Origin of the sequence: Methanothermobacter wolfeii (assembly GCF_025397995.1) — an archaeon.
Taxonomy (GTDB): Archaea; Methanobacteriota; Methanobacteria; order Methanobacteriales; family Methanothermobacteraceae; genus Methanothermobacter; species Methanothermobacter wolfei.
The window spans coordinates 902,606-926,528 of the sequence record NZ_CP104550.1; the positions used below are offsets into that span (position 1 = coordinate 902,606).

The window sequence follows — 23,923 nt, forward strand, 5'->3', positions numbered from 1 at the left end:
GTTAAAGGTGTCCAGTACACCTTTGGAGCGTGTTTACCATGGACTACAGGGATATACTCGATGACATAAAACCGGATGAAGAGGAATATCAGCGTGTTATGAACCTGTCAGGGAAACTAACCGGATGCATAAACAGACTGGCATCAGGGGAGGGCCTGGATGCAGAGGCCGTCCTTGTGGGCTCGGTTGCCAAGGGTACATGGCTCTCTGGCGGCGCCGATATAGACATATTCATCCACTTCCCCCTGGATACCCCTGAGGAGGAACTCAAAACCACCGGCCTCCACCTGGGACATGAATGTATAAGGAGGTTCCATGGGACCCCTGAGGAGCGCTACGCATCACACCCCTACGTTACAGGGCACATAGATGGATACGAGGTTGACTTCGTCCCCTGCTACCGTATAGAGGATGCTTCAGAGCTCAGATCAGCTGTTGACCGGACAATCCTCCACACCAGGTACATCCAGACAAGGCTCAGGGAAGAGCAGAGGGATGAGGTGCTCCTCCTCAAGCAGTTCATGAAGTCAACAGGTACCTATGGTTCAGAGTTCCGCGTCGGTGGCTTTGCAGGTTACCTTGCAGAGCTCCTCATAATACACTACCATGACTTTGAGGGGGTCCTGGAGGGGGCCCTTGAATGGAGGCCCGGCCATGTGATTGATATTGAGGGTCACGGGACCGGTGAAAGGTTCACGGAGCCCCTGGTTGTGGTTGACCCCGTGGACAGGAACAGGAACGTGGCAGCGGCCCTGACACTCCAGAGGATGTCTGAATTTATAACCGCTGCTAGGAACTTCCTCAGGTCAGGGAAGAAGGAATACTTCACCGGACCGGAGTACGCATCGGATCCTGAAGCCATCATGGAGACCTGCAGGATGAGGGGCTCAAAGGTAATCCTGGTGTCCATGGGGGTGCCTGATATACCTGCAGATGCCCTGTACCCCCAGCTCAGGAAGACCATGGACTCCCTGCTCAGGAGACTGGAGGAGGAGGGCTTCAGGGTTCTGAACGCTGATTACTGGAGTGATGAGGAAAAGGTTGCTGTTATAATCCTTGAAATGGAGGTCTGGATGCTTCCATCATACAGGAAGAGATACGGACCCCCTGTATGGGCCCGCAAACATTCAGAGAGGTTCCTTGAAAGGAATGAAATGGTCTGGGTTGAGGGTTCAAGGCTTGCTGTTGATTCACCAAGGAGACACAGTTTCGCGGTGGATTTCCTTGAGGACCTCCTTTCAAGTCCGGAGAGGCTCAGGATGGGTAAACACATAGGTGCAGAGATAAGGAGGGGTTTCGGTGTCCATGTCCTTGAGGATTTCATTGAATCAGCGGGGCCCGGCTTCATAATGTTCCTTGACTCCTTCCTGAACCCATGGAAGAGACTGATAAGGCAGTAACTGCTGGATAAAAAGTCATCTCTAATTTTTTTCATGAGATTAAGGTCAGAGTTTTTTAAGGATAAATTGACTTTTCCCCGACGATCCATGAAACAAAAAAACAATCCTTTTCTCCAGCTCCTTCCTGACCCATTCCATCACCTTAACCCGCGATTTCAAGTCTCTCCTCTACTCTTTCCCTGTCATAGAGTTTATAGGGGAGTCCCTGGGCAGCGTCTGGATGGCGCGGGATAATGATATCAGATTCAGCTTCTGAGACCCCTCATAAATTCCTCTGGCATGTTAAGTTCATTTTCCAGGAAAATCAGATAATTTGTGGAACCAGGGGATGCTCTTTTTTGTGGATATACAGTGCCTTCAATGCCCTTTTTTCAGCGGCCTGCTGTGATAAAAATGCTGTTATATAATATTCATTGATTTTAAGGTTTTTAGCAGCGCCCTCAAAGTCCTTTTCTGCCTGTTCCCAACAGTTATAAATTCCTCTCCCTATAACTAAAATCTTTGACCGCACAATATTAATCCTTTTAATAGTAACACTTGAGGAGCAGAAACTGAAACAGATACCCCGAAAAAACACAATATTAATCCTTTTCATTGTAACACCCTGTCTCAAAAAATAAGGTGAAATGAGTGCTCACTCTTTTAATTCCAGTGTCCTGATACTGGAGGAACCTTAATTTAGTGTTCCATGATGTGGTTGATTTCCTTGAGGACTCCTTTGAGCTGAGGCCGGATGGTTAAACATAGGTGCAGATATAGATGGCTTTTGGTGTCCATGTCTTGAGGATTTCACCACAGGTTCATGATTCATAAGTAATCTTCAGTGAGCCATAAGCTGTATTCTCCATATGTCAGTGAGAGAATCATCCTCCTGATACCCATGATCATACTTTATTTTTATTCCACTGTAAATTAGTATTACTTTTTTATTTTTATATAGTAAAATATTTATTCTTTGAAGATTTTACTGAATAAAGGAAGGATTTTAAGTAATAAAACCCTTCATGTCTGCCATGCCCTGAGTGCTGGCAGACCTGCATTGAAAACACCGAAAAATTACCCCTGCTGAGACTTAGTGTCGTCTAAGCAGGAAACCCCTCTCCAGAGGGGAAAATAATAGAAAACAAATTTAAAGGAGGTGAAAATGTATGGGAAGACATGTGATTTTACTATTAACGGCATTCTTCATACTGGCATTCACAGGAACCGTGGCAGCAGAAGATTCACAGGGAAGTACGAACAACAGTTCAGGGCTGAACTCTTCTGAGATACATTGCCTAATATTATCATGGGACACAAGCGCTGGACAGTACCAGATCCCTGCAGAAAACGTGATGAAAGAATATCCTAATGTAAAGATCCAGATTAGAAGTGTTTCACAGGCCAATCAAAATCTAAGTGAAATCCCAGAACTCATTGATTGGGCGCATCTCATCTACCTTAACAATATCCAATCAGGTGCACTGGCTAACACGATCTTAAACTTAAATTCAGGTGGCAGGCTTCATGGAAAAACAATCGTGGCAGAGCCCCTCCCCTATTTCTGTTACCCTATCATCCGCCTTACAAACATCAACAACACAGAATTCGTGGATATAAACGGAACCCCCCTCACAGATCAGCAGATACAGCAGATATATACAGCAATATCATATTCCCCCAATAGCCTACAGGTACTGGCGGGTTTCCAGCAAAGATACCCAAGACTCTATTCACTACTCCAGATCAGAAAATATTGGACTGCTGAAATGGCATGTACAGAAAACAGGATGCAACAGTTACTCTACATGTTAGCAACCGCATTTCCAGGACTTGGATTCCAGTACAAAGAACCAGTACCCGGAACATTATACGGAATTTACAGGGATCGTAAACTTTACACCAACCTCACTGAATACACACAGCTCCACCTCAAACCAGGGAGACCAACCGTTGGTATAGTGGCATGGATGTCCACCACATGGGAAAAGGGAGATCTTGAGTTGTATGATTCCCTCATCAGGGAATTTGAAAAACAAGGAGCCAGCGTAATGGTCCTATTTGGCCAGGGAAACCCCACACAGGGTAATCATATTTTAAATGGGATTAAAGAATATTTCATCGACAATGAAACAAATAAAAGCCGTGTCGATGGGATAATACATTTCACATGGCTCCTTGGCGGTGAAACTTCACGAGCAGCTATTGATGAACTACTAAACAGATACGGTATCTTGGTATTTGAGCCTATAACATCATACATGGATATTGACACATGGGAAATTTCAGAGGGCGGTGACTGGTCAACAGCAACCACCATGGCACTTAAAGAAACCCAGGGACAAATAGTACCTATTATCATAGCTACACAGCAAAATATAATCTGCCCAAACACAGGCCTCCTCATGAGCTTGACCAAACCAGTAGATGAGAGAATAGCCAAATTCATAGAGACTGTGAAAAACTGGATAAATTTACGATATCTGCCAAATACAGAAAAGAAGGCGGCACTGATCTACTATAATTATCCGCCAGGTAAACAGAACATTGCCGGTGCCGATTCACTCAACGGCCTAGAATCAATACTTACAATAATTAACCTATTAAAAGAGAACGGATACAACGTAACAGGGATCCCGGAGAATGTTGATGAACTCATCAACCTCCTCATGACAAAGGGGAGAACCATTGCAACATGGGCTCCAGGAGAACTCGGAAAATTAGCAGAAGACGCAACACTTTACCCTGTGGAACGTTTCATGGAATGGTACAGTAAACTCCCGGAGATAACAAGAAAACAAATGGAAGAAGGTCCCTTTGGTTATATAGAGTGCATAGCAAAAAAGATAATCGCAACAGAAAATAGAACATCCTCATTCATCGACACTGCAAATACCCTCATTGACCACTGGTATAAGGCAATGCTCTCGACCATCGATGAAATGGGATCAATGCTAACCAGTGAAAAGATATCAGATGCAAAAAACCTCGTTGAAAGGACGCATGAGATATTACAAGGTCTCCTGGTCAATTCCGGCAGCTTAACAGAACTACAAATTATTAAAAACCAGTTCATTGCACTGCAGATACCAGGGCTCTGTGGATGGGGCGCCCCACCAGGAAATATGATGGTTGTTGAAAAGAACGGTACAAAATATTTTGTAATACCCGGCATACGGCTTGGAAACATCTTCCTGGGACCTCAACCACAAAGAGGATACACAGATCCAGGCATGTTATACCACAGCACTATAGTCCCTCCAAATTATCAGTACCTTGCATTCTACGCGTATCTACAGACAGAATTCAGCGCCGATGCTGTTATACACCTTGGGAGGCACGGGACCTATGAATGGTTACCTGGCAAGGATGTGGCCCTCTCCGGGGCAGATTACCCTGACATCTGCATATGGACCATGCCATCAATCTACATCTACACAATGGACGGTGTAGGAGAAGTATTACACGCCAAAAGAAGAGGTCTGGCAGTTAGCATCAGCCATTTAACACAGCCATTTGCACTGACAGCATTAAATGACGATCTTCTAGCCCTTAAAACACTCACAGAGAGGTACATGACAAGTACGGATGATTCTCAGAAAATACAACTGCTTGAAATGATAAAAGAGTCTGCAAGAAAGCTCAACCTAGATACCTTTATAGATTTAAATGCCTCAGGAGCTGAAATCGCCGATAAAATCCATGATTACATTATAGAACTAGAGAGTACTGCCACGCCCCTCGGTTTACATGTATTCGGTAAGGACTGGACCCGAGAACAGGTTACCTCCCTCGTCACGACCATGGCAAAAAAGATAAGTTCCATAGCACTGGGCTCCAATAACTTCACTACCCCGGCGATGGTGATTGAAGGCATGCCAGCGAATCTCACAGATATCATAGGAAAATTCTATGATAATATGGGACTCAATGAGATAATAAATTATCTCCAAAACAGTACCGGAGGAACCTTACCGAAACAGAAATTCAAAGCCTCCAGAACATCTACAGATACGTCAATGATGTTAAAACAAGTCCGGCCAGAGAACGTGAAATGCTACTTAGAGCCCTAAGTGGTGGATACATCCCCCCGGTCCGTGGTAACGATCCAGCAAGGACACCGGATGCACTTCCAACAGGCGGTAACCTCTATGGTCTTGACCCGCAGAAAATCCCCTACTGGGATGCCTACCTCAATGGCAAGAAAATGGCAGAAGAAGCCCTGAAAAGTTACAATACAACACCATCACAGCTTGGCGTCGTACTATGGGCCACTGAAACCCAGAGGGACAGCGGCGCAACCATAGGCTTCATACTGTACCTAATGGGACTTGAACCAATCTATCAGCAAGGGTACCAGAGTGGCAATGTCCTTGGTGTAAAGGCCATACCACTCAGTGAGCTTGGAAGACCAAGAGTAGATGTCCTCGTAACCATCTCAGGTATATTCAGGGAGACATTCCCACAGTGCACTGTTCTGCTTGACAGGGCCTTCAGAATTGCAGTCGCAGCATCATATAATACCCTCCTCGCTGAAATAAACAAGGAAACAATAGCCGAGCAACTCAAAGCAGCATTAAATGCAACCATGATGACGATCCAGAAGGCTGGTTTATTCGTGCCTGGAAGTGACCCCCTTGAGATGAACTACATTGCAAAGCATTGGCTGGAAGATACGAAAAAATTATTACAGGCAGGCGTACCAGCAGAAGATGCGGGTAAGATGGCTATATCCCGGATATTCGGACCTGCGATTGGAGAATGGGGAGCTAAGGGCGTGCGTGAAGGACCACAGCTAGCATGGACGTGGAACGACCGCCTCGAACTTGCAGACACCTACATCCACGATATGCAATACGCTTACAGAGAAGACGAACAAGCAACACCCCTTGGAGAAGTATTCACAATGAGACTGTCAGACGTGGAAGGAGTATATCACTCAAGATCCACCAATGTTAGGGGCATACTCGACCTGGACCACAATTATGAATTCCTTGGGGGATTCGGTATCGCAGTGGAAAAGATGAGTGGTAAAGCACCGCAACTATTCATACTTAACCAGATAGGCGCTGAACCACACGTGGAGACACTAAGTAAATTCATCAACAGGGACCTGCAGACAAAGCTTTACAATCCCCAGTGGATCATTGAAATGATGAAGGAAGGCTATGCAGGGGCATCATACCTCTCAGGTCAATTCATTGACAACATGGTGGGCTGGGAGGTGCTAAGACCAGATTCAATCACCGATGAAATGTGGAACAACGTCGTAGACATCTATTTAAAAGATAAATACAATCTTGGAGTCACAGAATGGCTGTCCATAGGTAACAATGCCTATGCAATGATTGGCATCACAGGTAAACTCTTAACAATGGCGCACAAAGGTTTCTGGCATACGGATGATGGAACTCTCAGGTTGGTGGCTAACACATGGGCTAAACTGATAGCTGAGCATGGTGTTTCTTGCTGTGATTGCAGTTGCGGTAACATTGCCATGATGCAGTGGGCCATGCAGTATGTGAACCCTGACCTCCTTGCAAGGGTCAAAGCTCAGATATATGCCGCCACAAGAAGCGCTGCCTTTGCATCACAGGAAACTCCTGATACATGGAATCCGGACACATCCTCAAATCCTGGAGGTCAGCATGGTGGTGTTTCACCCGGTGAAACATGGAATACCCATCCATCAGGATCCTCACAGACAGGTGGCAGTCCAGCCACCCCTGGAGCAGCCAGCCAGTCAGCCACGCCCGGAGAAACAGGTGAAACAGCACCTTCTGGTCAGGGAAGGGCATACGAGGTCAGTGAAATGGGAAGATCATCAGCATCAGCTACAGGACTACCGCTATATGCTGTGTTTGGAGTCATAGCTCTAGTAGCCCTTTTAGGTGCAGGTTACTTCCTCAAAAAACCATGAAAATTTTTTTCTCTTTCCTTTTTTGTATTTAAACACATCATGTCCTCTAGTTTCTCCTCAAAAAGCATCACCGGCTCCTATTTCCTCTCATACACGAACCCTGGAACAGCGCTATCCAGGGGATCAAAGGTTTCAGGGTTTTTAACCTCCATGCATATCATGCTGACCTTTGAGTGGAGGGATGTTGGGAGTCTGAGGATCCTCTTGAGGTCGATTGTGACCTTCGCATCAACCATCCGCATATTGATCTTTGAAACACCCTTAACGAGCCTGGGATAGACCCTTGGCCCTATCCTTCGTTTAAATACACCCCACTCCCCATCCCTGATAAGGTTCCTGTTCTTCACTATCTCCTTCACTGTCCTTTTCGTGACACCCTCAATCTCCTCATCACCCCCCATATGGAGGAAGAGATGCCTGGCCCTCTCCGTGAAAACCCTGTGATATCCGACGGGTATGGTGAAGTGTTCCAGTTCATAGGTTCCTGTGCTGTCGCTGAATTCCCTCCTGGGTTCCCTTGCACCTGCAGTGTACCTGAGTATCTCTGCCCTCACCTCGGACTCCATCTCCATGACCTCAGGGTCAAGCACCCTTATATGATACCCCCTTCCCGAGTAGATCACATGGATGTCATCAAGTCCAAGGTCACCCCTCAGGGTGTCAACCATCATGAGGACGAGTTCAAGTGCCTGGCTGAGGCACTCCTCACAGACACCCCCACAGTTACATGACCTTACAGGGAGGTCCTTTGCATCAACATCGAATATGAGTTCCGACCTCTGCCACCCCTTCCTCCTGCCAGGGTCCCTGTAGAATGCCACTGAGGAGTAGGCTGCGAAGGGGAACCTTGCCTTCATGAAGACAGAAAGCCTCCTCTCATCACTGAAAACCCTGTACCTGTCATTGGGGCCCCTGCCGTGGTGGTCAAATCCGAACTCCCTCATATGGATGTCCTCCCTTATAAAGTCAGGGAGGTCCCTTACATTCCACTCCTCACGGTAGTATCTCCTTCTCTCCTGGGGTGTTGCGGGTTCAAATATCCTATCATGCCTCCAGGACCATGGAGCCTCCGTAACGGTTACCTGAATCCATTGTCAGCGTTATCTCCTTCAGGTCCGTCCTTTCAACAGGAAACTCCATCAGATTCCTATTCTGAATCCTTCTCCTCATCTCCACCTTCATCTCCCTTCCCCTCTGATTTCATGATCCACTTCATCCTGTTATAGTATGATAGTGGATTTGTGATTCTGGCGCATATCCTGTCAGGGTGGCAGAGGTCAGGGAGGTGTATCTTGATCTTTTCACAGCTCATGGGGGTGTACCATCGGCTCTCGCCTTCATTTTCAGGTTCCGGTTCCTCATGAACCCCGAATCCCAGCTTCGCTGTTATGTTGAGCTTCTCCTGGGGGTCGTCCTCAAAGAGTGGCGGCTCGCACTTCTCTGCAGCATCATATATGAGGGGGAGTATCTCCTCCCTTGTTATCCTCAGGTCAGGGTCAAGGTCGGATACCTTCATTGGGGTGCGGTCCCTGAATATCGATGGGTACAGCCTTGCATAGGATATGAAGGATGTGAGTAGCAGAACTATGGCATCGTTCCTGCTCCCTGACTTCACACCTTCCATGGTGCCCTTTATGCATGGTGGGAATGCCTCAGGGACCAGTTTACCCGGGCCTGCGGATTTAACACTTGTCCCTGTGAATGCGAACATCTCCTCCGATACCCTGGATGCGATGAGCTCTGCAGCCTCAAGGATGAGGGGGTGTGGCTGGACCCGTGACCTCATCTCGTGCACCCTTGCAATGTAGTCCTCGGTCCTCTGCATTATCATCCTCGATATCATTGTCTCCTTGAGTCCTGAACCTACAAGGAGCTGGTAGAGTCTCTCAGGCCTCCTGTCCCTTATCCGATCCTGGAAGGTTTCCATGAAGTCATCACCCTCAATTATAACCCTCCCCCTGTCCAGTATGATGTCTGTGAGTTTCAGTTTCCTGGTCCTCAGGAGCTCTTCAAGTTCAATCCAGCGCAGGTCCCCGGATCCAAGCTCATGGAGGACCTGGCCTGTTATCTCATCACGCTCACCCTCCCTGAGGACCCTGAACCTCTCCTCGATAAGGGCGCCTGTGGATTCAACCACCAGCCTGGCCTCCCTGGAGACTGGTCTGAACTTTGCACCTGTTGCCTGGGCCAGTACATAGAAGGCGAGGACATCGTACTCCTGGATCTCAGGGTTCAGGAGGTATGCGTAGTCTCCATGGTTGAATTCCCGTTTTTCTCTTTTAAGGTACCATTCAAGACGTTTAACTGCAAGTTCCATTATACTCCCTGGTATGAGGGAGTTGTCATCAATGTTCTGGCCGTCGGTGTGTTTCACGATCTCCTGGAGTTCCTCGCTGGTGTCGGCTATCCCATCAAGGGCCCCGTAGTTCCTTACAAGCTCCCTTGCATCCTCCGAGAAGGGGTTTATGAAGAGTGAAGATACCATATATACTGATCTGTGGTGAATGGTTATAAAAAATGATGGGTACAGATCATGTTAACAGGGTGATGAGATGATTGTAAGAGGGGAGCCCCCATACCCTGATGAAGAAAGGATACTGGTTGATGAGTCCAGAATACCGTGCCTAGTGGAAATCCTACGGTACGATGAATAAAGGGAACAAGTGCCGGGAACCACCCTGACTGATCTGATGAAGGACCCATGATAAATTTATATAGAAGTAAACAGTAAAATTAGACTGGATTAAATCATTTTATATTACTCTGAGCATTAAAGCCTTATTCTAATCCGGTTCAGGATTCAAGGAGGAGTTTAAGTTGAGCAAAGTATTCATCACCTGCGCACTTCCATATGCCAACGGTCCAACACATCTCGGTCATCTGAGGTCAACCTACATACCCGCGGATATATATGCAAGGTACCGCAGGCTCAGGGGGGATGATGTTCTCTTTGTATGTGCAACAGATGAGCATGGAACCCCTATAGCTGTGAAGGCTGAAAAGGAGGGTAAAAAGCCCATTGAAATCGCGACAAGGTATCATGAGATGATACGCAGGGACCTTGAGGACTGCGACATATCCTTTGATAACTTCTCAAGGACAACCAGCAGAACCCACTATGAGATAGCCCAGAACTTCTTCCTGAAACTCTATGAAAGGGGATTCATATATGAGAAGGATATAAAGCAACTTTACTGTGGTGAATGTGAACGTTTCCTGCCTGACAGGTACGTTGAGGGGAAATGCCCCTACTGCGGTGCCGAGGGTGCCAGGGGAGATCACTGCGAAGCCTGCGGAAGGCACCTGGAGCCTCTCCAGCTTGAGGAGCCCCTATGCATGGTCTGCGGTTCCAGTCCGGAGGTGAGGAAGTCGAGGCACTACTTCTTCAGGCTGAGCAGCTTCCAGGACGACATCAGGGAGTGGATTGAAGGCTCGGACATGCCATCCAACGTCAAGAACTATGCTCTCCAGTGGCTCCGTGAGGGCCTCAGGGACTGGATACTCACGAGGGACATGGACTGGGGAGTCCCGGTACCCCTTGAGGGGAACGATGGCAAAATCATCTATGTGTGGGGTGAGGCCTTCCTTGGATACATTTCATCTGCGGTTGAATGGAGCAGGAGGACCGGGAAGCCCTGGAGGGAGTACTGGGATGACGGCGCCATCCACTTCATAGGGAAGGACATAATATACCATCACTCCATATTCTGGCCGGCCCTCCTCATGGCCTACGGCTGCAGGACCCCCGAGAACATAATAGCAGGGGAGTACCTCTCACTTGAAGGCAGTAAAATGTCAACAAGTAAGAACTGGGTGGTCTGGACATCTGAATTCCTTGAAAAATTCCATAAGGACCTCCTAAGGTACTACCTGACCGTTAATGCTCCCCTTACAAGGGACACTGACTTCTCATGGGATGACTTCCAGAGGAGGGTTAATGATGAGCTTGCAGATGTCCTCGGCAACTTCCTCCACAGGACCTTCTCATTCACTGGAAGGTTCTTTGATGGGAAGGTGCCTGAACCCTCAGGATACACCGAGGATGACCTTGAGTTTCTTGACTCCATAAGGGATGCCCATGAAAGTGTGGGGAAACTCATCGATGAATTCAGGTTCAGGGACGCCCTCATGTTCATAATTAAGCTTGCCAAGAAGGGTAACAAGTACTTCAATGACCAGGAACCATGGAAGGCCGTTAAGGAGTCGCCGGAGAGGGCCGCAACATGCCTCTACCTCTGCAATCTCCTGGCAGCCAACCTGGGGAGGCTCCTGGAGCCCTTCATGCCATCATCATCAGGGAGGATCCTTGAGACCATGAACCTTTCCGGTGGACCCTGGGGTTTCCATGAACTTGAACCCGGACAGGTCATAGGGAGGGCGAAGCCCCTCTTCTCCAAGATCCCAGATGAGGCGATTGAGGAGGAGAAATCAAAACTTGAAGCGGAGGATGAAGCAATGTCTGAAGAGGTAACAATTGACGATTTTGCAAGGATGGATATAAGGGTCGGCATGGTGATGTCAGCCGAGAAGATAGAGGGATCCGATAAACTGCTGAAGCTTATCATAGACACAGGTGATGGGGAAATACAGGTTGTCGCAGGCCTGGCAGAGAAGTACAGTCCAGAGGAGCTTGAGGGGAGAAAGGTGACCGTCCTGGTTAACCTCAAGCCCGCCAGGCTCTTCGGTGTTAAATCAGAGGGCATGGTACTTGCAACCGGTAAGACACTGAACATACTGGACCCCCGGGATGCTGAGGTGGGTGAAAGGATAATGTGAAGCATTGGCCGGCAGAACCCCATAGGAGGGGTGATGCGGTGAATGATGATTGTCGTCTGAGGGGATGTTGATGGATAAAAGCGACATGAGTCCTTACCATCCCCAAGAACTCAACCTATGAAGGGATATTGATGGATAACAGGCCAGGGGCTCCATCCTGAAGCCTGAGTGGAGAATACCCATGAATGAATCAGGTCTCATTGCAAGATCGGAAAGGTTCCTTGAAAGTATAAAATCCAGGCCCGTCACACTGGACGAGATAAGGTCACGTGAGGGTTTCTTCAAAATTTACAGGTACCTGAGGGGGAACCTTGATGAACTTCAGGACCTCAAGGAGACCATGGAGCTCAGGGGCTTCAAGTATCCCTTCCGTTCAATATCAGGTTACGGTGCACAGTACTCCGGTGAAGTTGCAGAGGACATACATGACATTAAAAGGCACGCCCAGTACTTCAGGATGAAGGCTTCTGCCAAGAAGAACCTCCTTGACAGGGTTAACTCTGCGATATCATCCCACAGGATAGCCCTGGGTAACCTCGAGGAGTACGGTCTCCTCAGGTGCAGCGAGTGCTCAAGGCTGATGCGGCTTGGTGAATTTGAACTGGATGATATACATGATGGGATGGAGTGCCCCTGTGGTTCAGGTTCCCTTGAACCGGTTTTCAGTTCATCGGCAATCTGCAGGGTTGAGATAATACCATACCTCCCCCTCTCAGGGGACTACATGGTTAAGATGTCCGAGCTGAGCCTCTGGGCCAGGGAGGCCTTCAAGAAGATAATGCGGCTCTTTAAGAATGAGAAGAAGGGGGCCGTGAAATCAGCCACCCTGGTGATAAGGGTCCTTGAGGACGGCCGCTGGATAAGGAGAAGAATCACCATTGACAGCGATGACGATGATTATGAGAGGATGCTCCGGGAGAAGTATGGGCCGGATGTTAGAATCGAGTTCATGCAGTTCCACAGGAAAAAGTCGAGTATAATCAATGACCGCTACACCCGGGCTTCCCTTGCAATCGCCTACGCAGGACTGTCCTATGACATAATAAGGGAAATAAGGGATGATGTCTACCATGAGAGGCTCGGGGACTATGAATCCGTCAGGAGATACAGGGAGATGGTATTTGAGGCCAGGACCTACTCTCCTGAATTCACGGGTTCAGAGGATGAGCTCAGGGAGATCAGAATCCAGAAGTTACACCAGCTGCTCCATGATTCCGGCCTGGCTGGCCCTGATGGTGGACTGATCCCCTCACTGGAGAGGGACCTTAAAGCCATGGACCGGATAAAGAGGGAGCTCTTCAGGGATGTGCCAGTGAACCTTGTGCTCTGGGATGTTGCCCGATACTACCTTGGAACATCCTATGACCGGAGATCAAAGTACTCGGGTCCCTTCCCCAACCTCAGACCGGTCCTTGACAGGAACCAGGCCAGGACCTTCAATGAGTTCAGTGAGGGTGCCGTGGAGCTCCTCAACAGGTACTGGATGGATGGGATGGTCTACATTGAAAACCTTGGCGATGTGCTCCTCAAGAAATTTGAGATTGAGGAGAAGATGAAGGGGCTTCACATGAAACCCAACCCTGCTGCCTTCGGCGCGGCCGTACTCCACATGGAAGCCGGACTCGACATGGACCTCTGCGCGGGTCTTTTCAATGTCACGGTGGATGAACTTCTTCATGAAAAGGCCAGCATTGAGAACCTGGGTAAACCATCAACGGACAAGGCTAGAATGTTTCTTGATATTATTAAAGGTGACTGAGTGGTTTTATGGCGGAGACTATCCATGTGAACCAGCCACTGACTTCAAGAAGGATAATTGAGATTCTTGAGAAGAACCCTGATCTTAAGAAGATCACATGTCCGGTAAGCCTCTACCACAGGACCTCCAGGAAGTACCTGGATGCCCTTGAAAAACTTGGAGTGGAGGTTGAACCCGTAAAGAGGATGGGGAGGCCGAGGAAGTATGCCGAGAAGGATGTTAAACTTGTTCAGAGCCTCCTGAAGGAGGGTAAAACACCAAAACAGGTTTCGGGGATCACCAACCTTCCCCTTAAAACTGTCTACTATCTCAAGGGGGATATGAAGCTTAAAAGGGGTAAGAAGAGAAAGTATGATAAAAACACACGGCTAAGAGTCCGTGAAATGGCTGACAGGGGTGTTCCTGCAAGGATGATATCACAGAAACTAGGGATACCCCTGAGGACAGTATACTATATACTTAAGAAGGGCTGAAGATTAGATTAAAGGGTCAGAGTTTAAAGGATAGGGATAATGGTGGTTTAATTGTTAACCAGTCTTTCACCGGAATATTCATCGGTAATAGTTGTTTCAATCATATGCTGTCTCATGGCATTCCTCTCAACCTACCTTGTTATGCCAAGGCTGATAAGGAAGCTGAAGGAGGCCAACGTTGTTGGGAACGACATACATAAGATATCAAAGCCCATAGTTGCAGAGATGGGTGGTATAGGGATACTCTTCGGTTTTACCATTGGAATGTTCATCGGCATGTACACCTTCCCCACCCTCCAGTATGAACTCATGGTCACCCTCCTTGTGATCCTCCTTGTGGGTATCGTTGGGATGGTGGATGACCTTGTGAGGTTATCATCACGCGAAAAACTCATCCTTCTGTTTCTCGCCGGCCTCCCCATAATATGGGTGGCGCCGCCAAAGGTGGGTATACTCTACATGATAATGATGCCGGTGGCTGTTTCAATCGCATCGAACCTCACAAACATGCTTGCAGGCCTCAATGGTATAGAATCAGGGCTTGGTTCAATTGCAATGACGGCCCTCACACTCTCCTGTATAATAATGGGTAAATATGATGTCTCAATAATAACCATGGCCATGCTGGGGGCCCTCCTGGCGTTCCTTATATACAACAGGTACCCATCAAGGGTATTCCCCGGTGATGTGGGGACGCTGATAATAGGTGCCTGTATAGCTTCGGTTGCATTCATAGGCCGTGTGAAGATAATAGCCTTTATAGTCCTCCTCCCCAACATCATCGATGGACTCCTGAAATTCTACAGTGCAGGTGTTGTTGAGAGGCACAGGCACCAGCCAACAAGGGTATCTGAGGACGGGAAACTCATCGCGCCCCCTGAGGGATTCAATTCACTTATAAGGTGGATTCTAAGACGCCCAATGAGGGAAAAAACAGTTGTAATGGTGGTATGGTCCATAGGTGTCTTCTTCGGGTTCCTGGGTGTCATGCTGGCCTTCATACTTCCACTTGATCCATTTTAGAAACAGTGAAAAACAAGAAAAAGAACCCTTTCAGAAAGCCTACTGAGGAGCTCCAGTATTGTAAGCACATAAACCCCTCTCAGAAACTGTAGAGCCTACTGAGGAGCTCCAGTGTGGTTGATTCAAGCGCCTTCTCATCCAGTTTCTGGAAGATCTCAACGGCCTCCCTGAAAGTAGATGCAACACCCACAGGGGAGTTGAGTATGAAATCAACAACACCTTCAAGTACAAGGGAGATGGCAAGACCTTTATCATTTTTATTCTCCCTGAAAAGATCCTCAGCCTTTTTAATGTACTTCAGGGATTCTTCAAAGTCCTCATTTTTTATTGAATATGCTGCAAGGAGCAGGAGGAGGATGCCTCTGTGGGTGTATCGCCTATGTCCCTTGCAATCTGGTAGGCCTCCCTGATCCTGGAAGCAGCATCCTTATCAGGATGGGATGAATAGAGTCCTGCAGAATCAACCTCACCCACCAGTCTGTCCAGGAATGGTTCTATAGCCTTCACATCAACCTCAACGCCCTCTTCAACCTCCTCCTGCAGCCTGCTGATGCTTGCGATGTCCATGGCCTCCTGGATCTTCTCAACCTCCTTTATCTTCTCCCGGAGGTCCATCTTCAGGGGCGAGTTCACGGAGGTGTAGATGCGCAGGGCTTCCCTGAAGTACTCCATGGCTGTTTTAACCTTCCGGTTACTCAGATAAACATCACCCATCGAGTCAAGGGCGAATGCCATGAGTTCTTCATCATTCATCTCGGATGCTACCCTGTAGGCCCTTTCAAGGTAATCAAGGGCTTCCTGGCTCTCCCCCATATCAGCGTAGTATCCTGCAATGGTTACAAGTGTGTTGAACTCCTCCTCAAGGATGTCTTCAAGTTTTCTGAGCTGCTTCTCGAGGGAGTCACCCTCATCACCTCCGGTTAAAAAATCAAATATCCCTATAACAGTGAATATCATGGAAATAACGCCCCTGAAACTATTATAGCATTAATTATAGAAATTGAAGGATAAATATCTTTCATTCCAAGTCAGTCCTTCCGTCACCCATCCTCATATCAACCCAGGGATAATTAGGGAGCTGGATCACCCTATGAGCATGCCCTGATCGGTTATCCGGTAGGGCGCCTCATTAACACCATCAGCCCCTGCTACAGAGAGGGTGGAGCCGTCCATGTGGAGGTGGATGTCAAAGAGTTCCTTGATTTCCTCCTCAAGCGCAGGGTCTGCAACTCCCTCGGTGTAGGTGACAAGGGCTGTTCCCCCGGCATCCTTTATCCTCATCATGTAGGCTGTGAGGACCCTGACAACCAGCATCTCATCATTGAAGGCCATCAGGGTTGTGAGGGAGTCCAGTACGGAGCGGAACATGGTGTAACGCTGGGTGATGTTCCTTGTGGCAACTCCAAGTTTAACCATTATGTCTGTGGGGTTATTTACAGAGGATGGGAGGTAGGTGTTCCCCTCCTCTGCCGCGGACCCTGAGATGCTCGATGCAGCATCTATAACGTAGAGGAGTTCATTCTCAATCAGTGCCTCAGGGTTCATGTTAAGGACCTCCATGTTCCTTTTAAGGTCAGCGATCCCGTAATCTGCCGATATGTAGAGACATGGCTCCTGGTTTTCTGCTCCCTCAGCTGCAAATGCATAGGAGAAGAGGGACTTCCCAACCTTGGGGGGCCCGTAGAGCAGTGTGACGGTGTTCTCTGGCAGTGAACCCATACCCCCGAAGAGGTCATCAAATCCCCTGATCCCGGAGGAAATTCTAACAATCATTCAACCACCATAAAGAAGTCCGAGGAGCGTGTCAAGGGCCTCTTCAACACCCTTACCCTCGGTTATAACTGCCGGTACTATCGGCACTTCGCCACTGATTTTCATCTTCTCCCTTATCTCCTCCAGTGACAGGGCGCCGGGGAGGTCCTGTTTATTTGCAATTAAGACCTTGGGTATTGCCTCGGCCCTTGTTTTCCTTATCATCTCCTTAGCCCGTGCAAAGGTCTCAGGTGCTGTTGAGTCCACTATTATGAATGCTCCTACAGCTTCCCTTGATAGCACGTCAAGGATGAGGTCGAAGCGTTCCTGTCCAGGGGTTCCAAAGATGTCTGCCATGAATCCCTTATATTCAAGGTGTCCTATGTCCATGGCTATTGTTGTTGGGAACGCTGACAGGGCCTTTCGATCAACTGAAACAGACTTTGTTGATATGGCCTTAACGAAGCTGGATTTTCCTGAATTGTAGGGTCCCGTTACAAGTATCTTTGGCACGTAGACCCTTACGCCTCCTGGCTGAACAACGAAGAACAGCACCATGGTGTCTGATGGATCCGACCATGCTGAACTGGCTACCATGAATCCCTGTCCTATTATAACCCTTTCCTCTATGGTCTTGAGGTCAACAACACAGTCCATGCTGCCCCTCAGTTTATCCACGAGTTCACGTTCATAATCCCATTCCGTGAAGAGGTAGACCATGTTGACGTTCTTATCTGCAGCCCTCCTGTTCCATTCCTCAACAATTTCAAGGGTATCGCCATTGCCAAGATAATCTATTATTACTGAAAGGTTGTTTATTACAGCTATTCCTCCGGGTACTTCATCAATTGCCTCCATCACGGTTTCCTTTATCTCGGAGTAGTCATCAACAATGTAACGCGCATCTGATGGCATGCCGAGGAATGGGGAGCTGCCATCAACAAAGAAGACACTGTCATCATCAAGATGATTCCCCAGGTCCCAGCCATAGGATGTGAATTCGTATACTATGTTGTCGGGTTCAGAAACATTGGTGAATATAAAGCCCCTGTCGCCTTCCTCAACGCGGCCGTTGAGCATCTGATAGCCGAAGGCCTCATAGTCAACTCCAGGAGAGGCTGAGAACATTATGGAGGACCCTTCCTTTATTCCTCCGCCGAGAAGGTCGTCCAGCTTTGGAATGTACGTCTTCTTCATGTTCACATCTCCTTGAGTATCTCCTCCACCTGGGCCGCCCGTGATTCCATCTCAAAGAGAAGGAGCCCCAGCTGGGCGTCAGGTTCTGCAAGGGCCGTGAATATGGCCTTTTCCCCTGCTGGTTTGAGTATGATTATGCCCTTTTCAGTCCTTACGCTTATCTCATTAACAGCTCCGGTATTCATCTGACCTGAGGCGGCCTCTGCGGCCCCCATAATCGTGGAACAGAGGGCTGAGAATATCCTTGCATCAACGTCAGGGGGTGTCCTTGCATTTATAAGCAGTCCTTCCTTGGAAACGATACCCGAAGCCCTTATCTGGCCCACCTGCATAAAAGCAGAAAGCACATCATCAAGTTTTTCCTTCTTTGTCTTTGTCATGCATACATAGTTCACCCTGTCTGAGAGGGATTCCCTTAGCTGTGATGGTAGCGGGGGGCCTGAAAGCCACGCCCTCAGCCTGTACTTCCTCCTCCCGTATGTGGCACTGTATCCCTCATCGATGACTTCAATACGCATTACCCTTACCTTCCCAGGAAAGAGGAGTTCTGGTTTTCCTCTGCTGTACTCATCGAATGTGGTTGCCGGGTAAACCGCATAGGTGTTCGCTGATACCGCCTCTGAAGCACCTGTCCTTGCAGCTGATAACGCCGTGATTAACTCCATCTGTTCAGATGCCTGGGCTGCCATCACCGTTGCAATAAGAACTCCTATACCTGTCAGTATAAGGAACTCTGCGGTTACCTGGCCGTGCATCTTCACACACCCTTAAGTTCCATTATCATCACAGCAGTCCTGCCGTTCCTGGGGGTGTTCCTAAGGAGGTATCTCTTTCCTGGCTGGAGGCGTACCCTTCCAGGGTTACCGTAACCGTCAAGGATGATGACTGGATGGATGGGTGAAAAACCCCTGCGTCCATCGAACCAGCCATAGACCCCTGTGGAGTTTACATCGAGGCTGTAATCACATGTATGGTTCAGCCTCCCTGGAAGTTCAATCAGGACCTGGTGTCCCGGTCCTCCTGCAGCTGCAAGGTTTATCTGATGGGCTGTTCTGTCCATGAGGAGCCTTGACTCAAGGTTTGACCTGCTCCTGTAGACCCCATCAAGTCTCTCGGCTGCCGTGGACATGATAAGGCCTGTGAGGAGGATGATGAGGAACAGTGAGATTACGGCATCTGCCGTTAGAACACCCCTCGTATCCATGAAACTATTTTAATAATAATTTTAATATAAATATTACTATCAGGTATTAGTAGTTTGAATTACATATAGAAAGTCATGTACATGGTGGTGGTTTTCAGGGGAGGACCCCACCGGTTCCATGAATTTGAGGAGTTTGTGGATGACGCCGGCGGCCTTGTGATCCGTAAGGACGTATTCAGTGTGAATCGTGGTTCCTATTTCCTCAGGAACGAACTGAGGGTCCTCTGTGTCGTCCCGGAGGCCGAAGAGGAGAAACTAAAGAGGACGGCCAGAAGAATAAAGGGTGAGGTTGAGAGGGTCAGCCCGGGACCTGAAACCTCAGAGATCCTCATGGCGTGCCTGGAGGTATACGACACCCTTGCAAGTACAGAATCATGGATAGAGGGGGAGGACCTCCCCTTTGAAGGAAAGGTCCTTGAAAGGATGTTGAAACCGAGCTCCTTGAATCCCGAAAACAGGGTGGCTCAACCCAGTACCGGCTGAAGAGGGACTGAGTGGTTCTTCAGGAAAACATGCTGAAAAAGGGCATGGCCTCTAAAGGTTTTTATTATACCTCAGACTTAATTATCTCAAATATCTGGAGGACATTAAATGGCGGATGAAATAAAACAGCTCGTAGTTGGTATAAGCCGGGAAGGAGAAGTGATAGTGAAGAGCAACCGGGGCCGGATCTACCCCGTGAAATTGTCTGAGGGCTTGGAGTTCGGATGTGAGGACCTCTTCAGGGACCCTGAAAGGGAGATCTATGCAGTGATAGACACCAATGTACAGCCATGGGAATGTGTCTCAATAGAGTACCTCTAGATGGCCCCCCTGAGAGGTTCATTATCTGTTTTTTCAAGGTAAAGGGCAACCAAACTCCAAAAAAATCCTATATCAAACCACCATCTGTTTTTCCCAGAAAGAGAGAAACCAACCAAAAAAAATCCTATATCAAACCAACATCTGGTTTTTTTCAAGTTAAAGGGCGACCAACCTCCCAAACAGCTTTATATCGTCCAGATTTTTCTGTAAATATCCATATACTCTTTCAACGTCTATATCAGTGTACATATGGACAAGTATGTCCCTGAAGCCTGCTGCAGGCGCGAATTTAGGGACGAAATCCTCTGGAAGCACTTCCAGCTCTCCAAGAATCTCTATAACTTCCCTTTAGGTCTCCGGTCGCCTCGCCCTCCATTGAAATGATCATCTCCCCCATATCCAGAAGTACTCGATGGAAATCTCAAGGTACCTCTCAACTGCGGCCCTGAGTGTATGATCCCCTTTGATTTCATAGAGGCTATGTTTCTGATAATCTTCAAGTATTCTGATGTATTCCCCGAGTTTCTCCAGTCTGGACAGGATCTCATCCCTCATATCAATCCTTTTCCTGCAATCCTCCTGATTGCCAGTCTTGTGTGCCTTTCAATGTAATATTTTCTGTCGAGATAGCAGCTCATGGTGTTCCTTTCAAACCTTAACCTTCTTGCAGGATCATCCTTAATGGGGATGCCGTCCCTTATTATACTGTATCTTAAAAGGAGAGGAGCTTCGTTTATTATGGTAAGGTCGACCCTGTCTGTCCTGAGGAGGGATACGAGGCCATCAAAAAGCTCCATCTGAATCCGGAAACTTTCATGTTTATCCAGGATTCATCAATGAAAACCGCAATGTCAACGTCACTGAGGGGACCCGTACGTTTTCTGGCTGCCGACCCGAAGAGATAGGCGAAATACACGTAATCCTTATCCTTAAAAAAATTCCTTAAGTCTGACCTCAAGATTTGAATCGGCCATTAGATCAACCCCATGATAGTTATGTCCTTTATGCATAAAATATCAATGGTTGCATCCCCATCCAGATGCCTGAAATCCGGTTTTGATCTCTCCGCATACTCTTAGCCCGCACTGAAGGTGGAGAGCATATTAAGACCTACCTGCAGACCTTTCATCCTGTGCACCTTAAGCTGAAGGAGGGTAATAGCATATAAGGAATAAGTTTCAGATAGATAGTCCTGGAGGATACTATGAGGGGAGAGATAATCATAACTGCAGGTATCATCCTGATAATGGTCGGTGTGCTTCTAACATTCATTGGCACAGCCCTCACTGCAGCTTCACAGCCAAAGGAGAAGGGTGAGGTGAAGGCTGCAGGTGTTGTGATGATAGGACCTGTGCCCATAATCTTTGGCAGCGACAGGAACATGGCAGTGACCGGCGCTGTCCTTGCCATCATACTGATGATTGTGGCATACATTCTGTTCTACAGGTAGTTACCATGAGGATAATAATGGTGAGCGGAGGAGAGTACGGGAAGAGGGTGGTGAACACGGTGGCTGAGCATGGCTTCGCATCCAGTATGGTCGCCGTGTTTGAGTATCCTGATGAAACACCTGAATTCCTTGATGACCCTTCATCCCTGGTCCCTGAATCGGTGTCTGATGCTGATCTAACCGTGGCTGCCGGTCTTAAGGGGGACCTTAACCTTGTGGCCGCCGAGATTGCAGCAAAATCAGGTGCAGAGTCACTTATCATTGAATCACACACACCGACACAGCTACCCGATGGCCTTAAAAATGAAATTAAAAGCATGTTCAGGGGTAGAATTGCATTTCCTGTTCCATTCTGTTCCCTTGAACCCTCAGGAGACAGATACATTGATGAGTTTGCGGAGCGCCTCGGAAGGCCCCTCCTCGAGATAAGATCCGGTGCAAGGATAGGATCCGTAAGGGTTAAAAGGAGCGCTCCCTGCGGTTCAACCTTCTACATTGCAGATGAACTTTCTGGTTCAGCACCTGAAGATGCGGAGATCCTTGCAGGTGAGAAACTCCATAACTATCCCTGTCTGGCATCCATGGATACAGACCCTGGATTCGGGGATACACACCTCCACATTGCAGGTTACCTCACAAGGGAGGCTGTTAAGAGGGCCACAGGTATCCCTGGAGCCCATGCAGTGGTGGATCCTGAGGTCTGCCAGGGATACGAGTGCGGCTTTCTCTGCAGGGACGTATGCCCCCTTGTGAGGTTATCCCATGATACCGTTACCATGGGTGAACATGCGGTTATAGATCCATTCTCCTGCGGTGCATGCGGCAGGTGTGTTAAGGAGTGTCCCTACGGGGCAATAGAACTCATAGACGGACAGGATTACAGGTCCTGATATGATCAAAATTGATAGAAAGTAGTCCGGGAGATGGTAATCTGAAGAATGGTGAAGTTGTATTCATTGGAGCCGGTCCAGGTGACCCTGAACTCATAACACTTAAGGCCCTGAAGGTCCTTAGGGAGTCGGATGTTGTTATATATGCTGGTTCCCTTGTAAATGAGAAAATCCTTGAATACGCCCCTGAGGACGCGGAGGTTCACAACAGTGCATACATGAATCTTGATGAGATCACCGATATCATGGTGAAGGCGTGTGCCGAGGGCAGGAGGGTTGCAAGGGTACACACCGGTGACCCTTCAGTATACGGTGCAATAAAGGAGCAGATAAGGGTGCTTGAGGAGAACAGCATACCCTACAGGATCATACCGGGTGTCAGCTCTGTATTTGCAGCGGCAGCGGCCCTTGGAGCTGAGTTAACCCTCCCTGAGATATCCCAGACCGTTATAATCACACGCCCCGAGGGCAGGACCCCGGTACCCCCTGGTGAGAGTCTCAGGGAACTTGCAGCCCACAGGTCAACCATGTGCATCTTCCTTGGTGTCCACATGATTGAGGATGTCTGCAGGGAACTCCTTGAGTATTACCCCCCCGACACACCCGCCGCCGTTGTTAAGAGGGCGTCATGGCCCGATCAGGAGATCATCAGGGGCACCCTGACCGATATACCAGGAAAGGTTAAGGCTGCCGGTGTAAGGAAGACTGCCATGATAATCGTGGGGAGGGTCCTTGAGCCAGGAGATTTCAGGGCCTCAAAGCTATATGATGCCGGCTTCAGCCATGAGTACCGTGAAGGGACATCAGAGTGAACCGGTCCATCAGACCGTGATGAGTTTTATGTGTTTCATTCCACAGCCATGGAACCTGTCCGCGAGTTCAGTTATCCTTTCAGCATCACCTTCAAGGATGAATATCTCCAGACAGTTCCCGTCCCTGAGGTGGCTGTGGACCTGGGTGTTTATAATATCCTCATAGTCATGCTTGATGTTGTTTACCCTGTCCTCAACCCTTTTATGGTGTATGAGAAATATCACAGCATTTATATCTCCACTTAACTCATCCAAGTTCTTTTTTTCATCTATAAACCTCCTTGCAGCTGTCCTTATCACATCGGATCTTCCTGAAAAACCCATGTCATCCCTGATCCTGTCTATCTCCTCAAGGAGTTTTTCACCGATTGAAACACTTACAACCACCATACAGAACTATATTTTAATAATTACTTATATGGATTATGTTAAATTTTATTAAAACAAATCTTAAATATTAATAAGAATAGAGTATACTTGGGTG

General features: G+C 48.1%; 26 protein-coding genes. 12 read left to right on the forward strand and 14 right to left on the reverse strand.

Annotated features, from left to right (window positions below):
- Nucleotides 1–38 precede the first annotated feature (38 nt).
- Entirely contained in the window at nt 39–1,400 is a 1,362-nt protein-coding gene (gene cca / locus N5910_RS04840) for a CCA tRNA nucleotidyltransferase (RefSeq protein WP_074358968.1), read from the forward strand.
- Between the two features lie 304 nt (nt 1,401–1,704).
- Here the strand turns inward: cca and N5910_RS04845 are convergent, their stop codons facing one another.
- On the reverse strand, nt 1,705–1,995 hold the full coding sequence (locus N5910_RS04845; protein WP_074358969.1) for a HEPN domain-containing protein: 291 nt from the start codon (nt 1,993–1,995) through the stop codon (nt 1,705–1,707).
- Nucleotides 1,996–2,548: 553 nt separating this feature from the next.
- Between N5910_RS04845 and N5910_RS04850 the strand changes: the two genes are divergently transcribed.
- Both N5910_RS04850 and N5910_RS04855 read left to right on the forward strand, forming a co-directional pair.
- Complete coding sequence (locus N5910_RS04850; RefSeq protein WP_261599351.1) at nt 2,549–5,452, forward strand: cobaltochelatase subunit CobN; 2,904 nt, start codon at nt 2,549–2,551, stop codon at nt 5,450–5,452.
- The gene (locus N5910_RS04855) at nt 5,434–7,299 is read left to right on the forward strand and encodes a cobaltochelatase subunit CobN (RefSeq protein ID WP_261599352.1); all 1,866 of its coding nucleotides are present in this window, start codon (nt 5,434–5,436) and stop codon (nt 7,297–7,299) included. The genes N5910_RS04850 and N5910_RS04855 overlap by 19 nt, the downstream gene beginning before the upstream one ends.
- Before the next feature lie 77 nt (nt 7,300–7,376).
- Here the strand turns inward: N5910_RS04855 and priS are convergent, their stop codons facing one another.
- From priS to N5910_RS04870, 3 genes are read right to left on the reverse strand one after another with little or no spacing between them, the layout of a single operon-like run.
- Nucleotides 7,377–8,339: a DNA primase catalytic subunit PriS gene (gene priS, locus N5910_RS04860; RefSeq protein WP_074358973.1), complete on the reverse strand. Its 963-nt coding sequence runs from the start codon at nt 8,337–8,339 to the stop codon at nt 7,377–7,379.
- 4 nt (nt 8,340–8,343) lie between these two features.
- On the reverse strand, nt 8,344–8,481 hold the full coding sequence (locus tag N5910_RS04865; RefSeq protein WP_191215975.1) for a hypothetical protein: 138 nt from the start codon (nt 8,479–8,481) through the stop codon (nt 8,344–8,346).
- The gene (locus N5910_RS04870; RefSeq protein WP_261599353.1) at nt 8,447–9,784 is read right to left on the reverse strand and encodes a DNA primase; all 1,338 of its coding nucleotides are present in this window, start codon (nt 9,782–9,784) and stop codon (nt 8,447–8,449) included. The genes N5910_RS04865 and N5910_RS04870 overlap by 35 nt, the downstream gene beginning before the upstream one ends.
- Before the next feature lie 332 nt (nt 9,785–10,116).
- Here N5910_RS04870 and metG point away from each other — a divergent pair, with 332 nt between their 5' ends.
- The 4 genes from metG (at nt 10,117) to N5910_RS04890 (ending at nt 15,330) form a co-directional block, all read left to right on the forward strand.
- On the forward strand, nt 10,117–12,075 hold the full coding sequence (gene metG, locus N5910_RS04875; protein ID WP_074358975.1) for a methionine--tRNA ligase: 1,959 nt from the start codon (nt 10,117–10,119) through the stop codon (nt 12,073–12,075).
- A 181-nt stretch (nt 12,076–12,256) separates the two neighbouring features.
- A complete protein-coding gene (locus N5910_RS04880; protein ID WP_074358976.1) occupies nt 12,257–13,834 on the forward strand; it encodes a DUF530 domain-containing protein in 1,578 nt (525 codons plus the stop codon).
- A gap of 8 nt (nt 13,835–13,842) precedes the next feature.
- Nucleotides 13,843–14,307, forward strand: a complete 465-nt coding sequence (locus N5910_RS04885) for a DUF1699 family protein (RefSeq protein ID WP_074358977.1) — start codon at nt 13,843–13,845, stop codon at nt 14,305–14,307.
- A 114-nt stretch (nt 14,308–14,421) separates the two neighbouring features.
- Nucleotides 14,422–15,330, forward strand: a complete 909-nt coding sequence (locus N5910_RS04890) for an MraY family glycosyltransferase (protein ID WP_238338016.1) — start codon at nt 14,422–14,424, stop codon at nt 15,328–15,330.
- A 324-nt stretch (nt 15,331–15,654) separates the two neighbouring features.
- Here the strand turns inward: N5910_RS04890 and N5910_RS04895 are convergent, their stop codons facing one another.
- The 5 genes from N5910_RS04895 to N5910_RS04915 all read right to left on the reverse strand — a co-directional run bounded on the left by N5910_RS04895 (nt 15,655) and on the right by N5910_RS04915 (nt 19,483).
- Nucleotides 15,655–16,287 (reverse strand): tetratricopeptide repeat protein, encoded by a 633-nt coding sequence (locus N5910_RS04895; protein WP_261599354.1) that lies wholly within the window; start codon nt 16,285–16,287, stop codon nt 15,655–15,657.
- Between the two features lie 126 nt (nt 16,288–16,413).
- Nucleotides 16,414–17,103: an RAD55 family ATPase gene (locus N5910_RS04900; protein WP_261599355.1), complete on the reverse strand. Its 690-nt coding sequence runs from the start codon at nt 17,101–17,103 to the stop codon at nt 16,414–16,416.
- Nucleotides 17,104–18,279 (reverse strand): ATPase domain-containing protein, encoded by a 1,176-nt coding sequence (locus tag N5910_RS04905; RefSeq protein ID WP_261599356.1) that lies wholly within the window; start codon nt 18,277–18,279, stop codon nt 17,104–17,106.
- Between the two features lie 2 nt (nt 18,280–18,281).
- Entirely contained in the window at nt 18,282–18,659 is a 378-nt protein-coding gene (locus tag N5910_RS04910; RefSeq protein ID WP_074359755.1) for a roadblock/LC7 domain-containing protein, read from the reverse strand.
- A 377-nt stretch (nt 18,660–19,036) separates the two neighbouring features.
- Complete coding sequence (locus N5910_RS04915) at nt 19,037–19,483, reverse strand: hypothetical protein (RefSeq protein ID WP_074358981.1); 447 nt, start codon at nt 19,481–19,483, stop codon at nt 19,037–19,039.
- 75 nt (nt 19,484–19,558) lie between these two features.
- Here N5910_RS04915 and N5910_RS04920 point away from each other — a divergent pair, with 75 nt between their 5' ends.
- Together N5910_RS04920 and N5910_RS04925 are read left to right on the forward strand one after the other, a co-directional pair.
- Nucleotides 19,559–19,966, forward strand: coding sequence for a methyl-coenzyme M reductase family protein (locus N5910_RS04920; protein WP_261599357.1), 408 nt, complete (start codon nt 19,559–19,561; stop codon nt 19,964–19,966).
- 108 nt (nt 19,967–20,074) lie between these two features.
- Nucleotides 20,075–20,287 (forward strand): hypothetical protein, encoded by a 213-nt coding sequence (locus N5910_RS04925; RefSeq protein WP_191215981.1) that lies wholly within the window; start codon nt 20,075–20,077, stop codon nt 20,285–20,287.
- Nucleotides 20,288–20,443: 156 nt separating this feature from the next.
- Here the strand turns inward: N5910_RS04925 and N5910_RS04930 are convergent, their stop codons facing one another.
- The 4 genes from N5910_RS04930 to N5910_RS04945 all read right to left on the reverse strand — a co-directional run bounded on the left by N5910_RS04930 (nt 20,444) and on the right by N5910_RS04945 (nt 21,203).
- A complete protein-coding gene (locus N5910_RS04930) occupies nt 20,444–20,602 on the reverse strand; it encodes a HepT-like ribonuclease domain-containing protein (protein ID WP_202879452.1) in 159 nt (52 codons plus the stop codon).
- Nucleotides 20,603–20,671: 69 nt separating this feature from the next.
- Nucleotides 20,672–20,842, reverse strand: coding sequence for a hypothetical protein (locus N5910_RS04935; protein WP_202879453.1), 171 nt, complete (start codon nt 20,840–20,842; stop codon nt 20,672–20,674).
- Nucleotides 20,839–21,084 (reverse strand): hypothetical protein, encoded by a 246-nt coding sequence (locus tag N5910_RS04940; protein WP_238337829.1) that lies wholly within the window; start codon nt 21,082–21,084, stop codon nt 20,839–20,841. Before N5910_RS04940 ends, N5910_RS04935 begins: the two co-directional genes overlap by 4 nt.
- Nucleotides 21,024–21,203 carry a nucleotidyltransferase domain-containing protein gene (locus N5910_RS04945; RefSeq protein ID WP_238337830.1) on the reverse strand — a complete coding sequence of 60 codons (180 nt, stop codon included), beginning with the start codon at nt 21,201–21,203 and terminating at the stop codon, nt 21,024–21,026. The genes N5910_RS04940 and N5910_RS04945 overlap by 61 nt, the downstream gene beginning before the upstream one ends.
- Nucleotides 21,204–21,491: 288 nt before the next feature.
- On the opposite strand from N5910_RS04945, the gene N5910_RS04950 reads away from it, so the two are divergent.
- Genes N5910_RS04950 through cobM form a run of 3 tightly spaced genes read left to right on the forward strand, consistent with a single transcriptional unit; the run spans nt 21,492 to nt 23,439 of the window.
- Nucleotides 21,492–21,737: a TIGR00304 family membrane protein gene (locus tag N5910_RS04950; RefSeq protein ID WP_191215982.1), complete on the forward strand. Its 246-nt coding sequence runs from the start codon at nt 21,492–21,494 to the stop codon at nt 21,735–21,737.
- Between the two features lie 5 nt (nt 21,738–21,742).
- Complete coding sequence (locus N5910_RS04955; protein WP_191215983.1) at nt 21,743–22,627, forward strand: DUF166 domain-containing protein; 885 nt, start codon at nt 21,743–21,745, stop codon at nt 22,625–22,627.
- An 11-nt stretch (nt 22,628–22,638) separates the two neighbouring features.
- Nucleotides 22,639–23,439, forward strand: coding sequence for a precorrin-4 C(11)-methyltransferase (gene cobM, locus N5910_RS04960; RefSeq protein ID WP_238337831.1), 801 nt, complete (start codon nt 22,639–22,641; stop codon nt 23,437–23,439).
- Nucleotides 23,440–23,448: 9 nt separating this feature from the next.
- Here the strand turns inward: cobM and N5910_RS04965 are convergent, their stop codons facing one another.
- On the reverse strand, nt 23,449–23,829 hold the full coding sequence (locus tag N5910_RS04965) for a CopG family ribbon-helix-helix protein (RefSeq protein WP_191215984.1): 381 nt from the start codon (nt 23,827–23,829) through the stop codon (nt 23,449–23,451).
- Nucleotides 23,830–23,923: the final 94 nt, after the last annotated feature.

Bases quoted from the DNA above. Each gene is read 5' to 3' on its own strand.
- N5910_RS04865 (WP_191215975.1), bottom strand. From the start codon at position 8,481: ATGAAGGTGGAGATGAGGAGAAGGATTCAGAATAGGAATCTGATGGAG.
- N5910_RS04940 (WP_238337829.1), bottom strand. From the start codon at position 21,084: ATGGAGCTTTTTGATGGCCTCGTATCCCTCCTCAGGACAGACAGGGTC.
- N5910_RS04910 (WP_074359755.1), bottom strand. From the start codon at position 18,659: ATGACAAAGACAAAGAAGGAAAAACTTGATGATGTGCTTTCTGCTTTT.
- N5910_RS04885 (WP_074358977.1), top strand. From the start codon at position 13,843: ATGGCGGAGACTATCCATGTGAACCAGCCACTGACTTCAAGAAGGATA.
- N5910_RS04965 (WP_191215984.1), bottom strand. From the start codon at position 23,829: ATGGTGGTTGTAAGTGTTTCAATCGGTGAAAAACTCCTTGAGGAGATA.
- N5910_RS04890 (WP_238338016.1), top strand. From the start codon at position 14,422: ATGGCATTCCTCTCAACCTACCTTGTTATGCCAAGGCTGATAAGGAAG.
- N5910_RS04895 (WP_261599354.1), bottom strand. From the start codon at position 16,287: ATGATATTCACTGTTATAGGGATATTTGATTTTTTAACCGGAGGTGAT.
- N5910_RS04915 (WP_074358981.1), bottom strand. From the start codon at position 19,483: ATGGATACGAGGGGTGTTCTAACGGCAGATGCCGTAATCTCACTGTTC.
- N5910_RS04955 (WP_191215983.1), top strand. From the start codon at position 21,743: ATGAGGATAATAATGGTGAGCGGAGGAGAGTACGGGAAGAGGGTGGTG.
- cca (WP_074358968.1), top strand. From the start codon at position 39: ATGGACTACAGGGATATACTCGATGACATAAAACCGGATGAAGAGGAA.
- N5910_RS04855 (WP_261599352.1), top strand. From the start codon at position 5,434: ATGCTACTTAGAGCCCTAAGTGGTGGATACATCCCCCCGGTCCGTGGT.
- N5910_RS04850 (WP_261599351.1), top strand. From the start codon at position 2,549: ATGGGAAGACATGTGATTTTACTATTAACGGCATTCTTCATACTGGCA.
- N5910_RS04925 (WP_191215981.1), top strand. From the start codon at position 20,075: ATGGCGGATGAAATAAAACAGCTCGTAGTTGGTATAAGCCGGGAAGGA.
- N5910_RS04920 (WP_261599357.1), top strand. From the start codon at position 19,559: ATGTACATGGTGGTGGTTTTCAGGGGAGGACCCCACCGGTTCCATGAA.
- N5910_RS04845 (WP_074358969.1), bottom strand. From the start codon at position 1,995: ATGAAAAGGATTAATATTGTGTTTTTTCGGGGTATCTGTTTCAGTTTC.
- N5910_RS04900 (WP_261599355.1), bottom strand. From the start codon at position 17,103: ATGATTGTTAGAATTTCCTCCGGGATCAGGGGATTTGATGACCTCTTC.
- N5910_RS04905 (WP_261599356.1), bottom strand. From the start codon at position 18,279: ATGAAGAAGACGTACATTCCAAAGCTGGACGACCTTCTCGGCGGAGGA.
- N5910_RS04950 (WP_191215982.1), top strand. From the start codon at position 21,492: ATGAGGGGAGAGATAATCATAACTGCAGGTATCATCCTGATAATGGTC.
- N5910_RS04935 (WP_202879453.1), bottom strand. From the start codon at position 20,842: ATGAGGGATGAGATCCTGTCCAGACTGGAGAAACTCGGGGAATACATC.
- N5910_RS04880 (WP_074358976.1), top strand. From the start codon at position 12,257: ATGAATGAATCAGGTCTCATTGCAAGATCGGAAAGGTTCCTTGAAAGT.
- N5910_RS04870 (WP_261599353.1), bottom strand. From the start codon at position 9,784: ATGGTATCTTCACTCTTCATAAACCCCTTCTCGGAGGATGCAAGGGAG.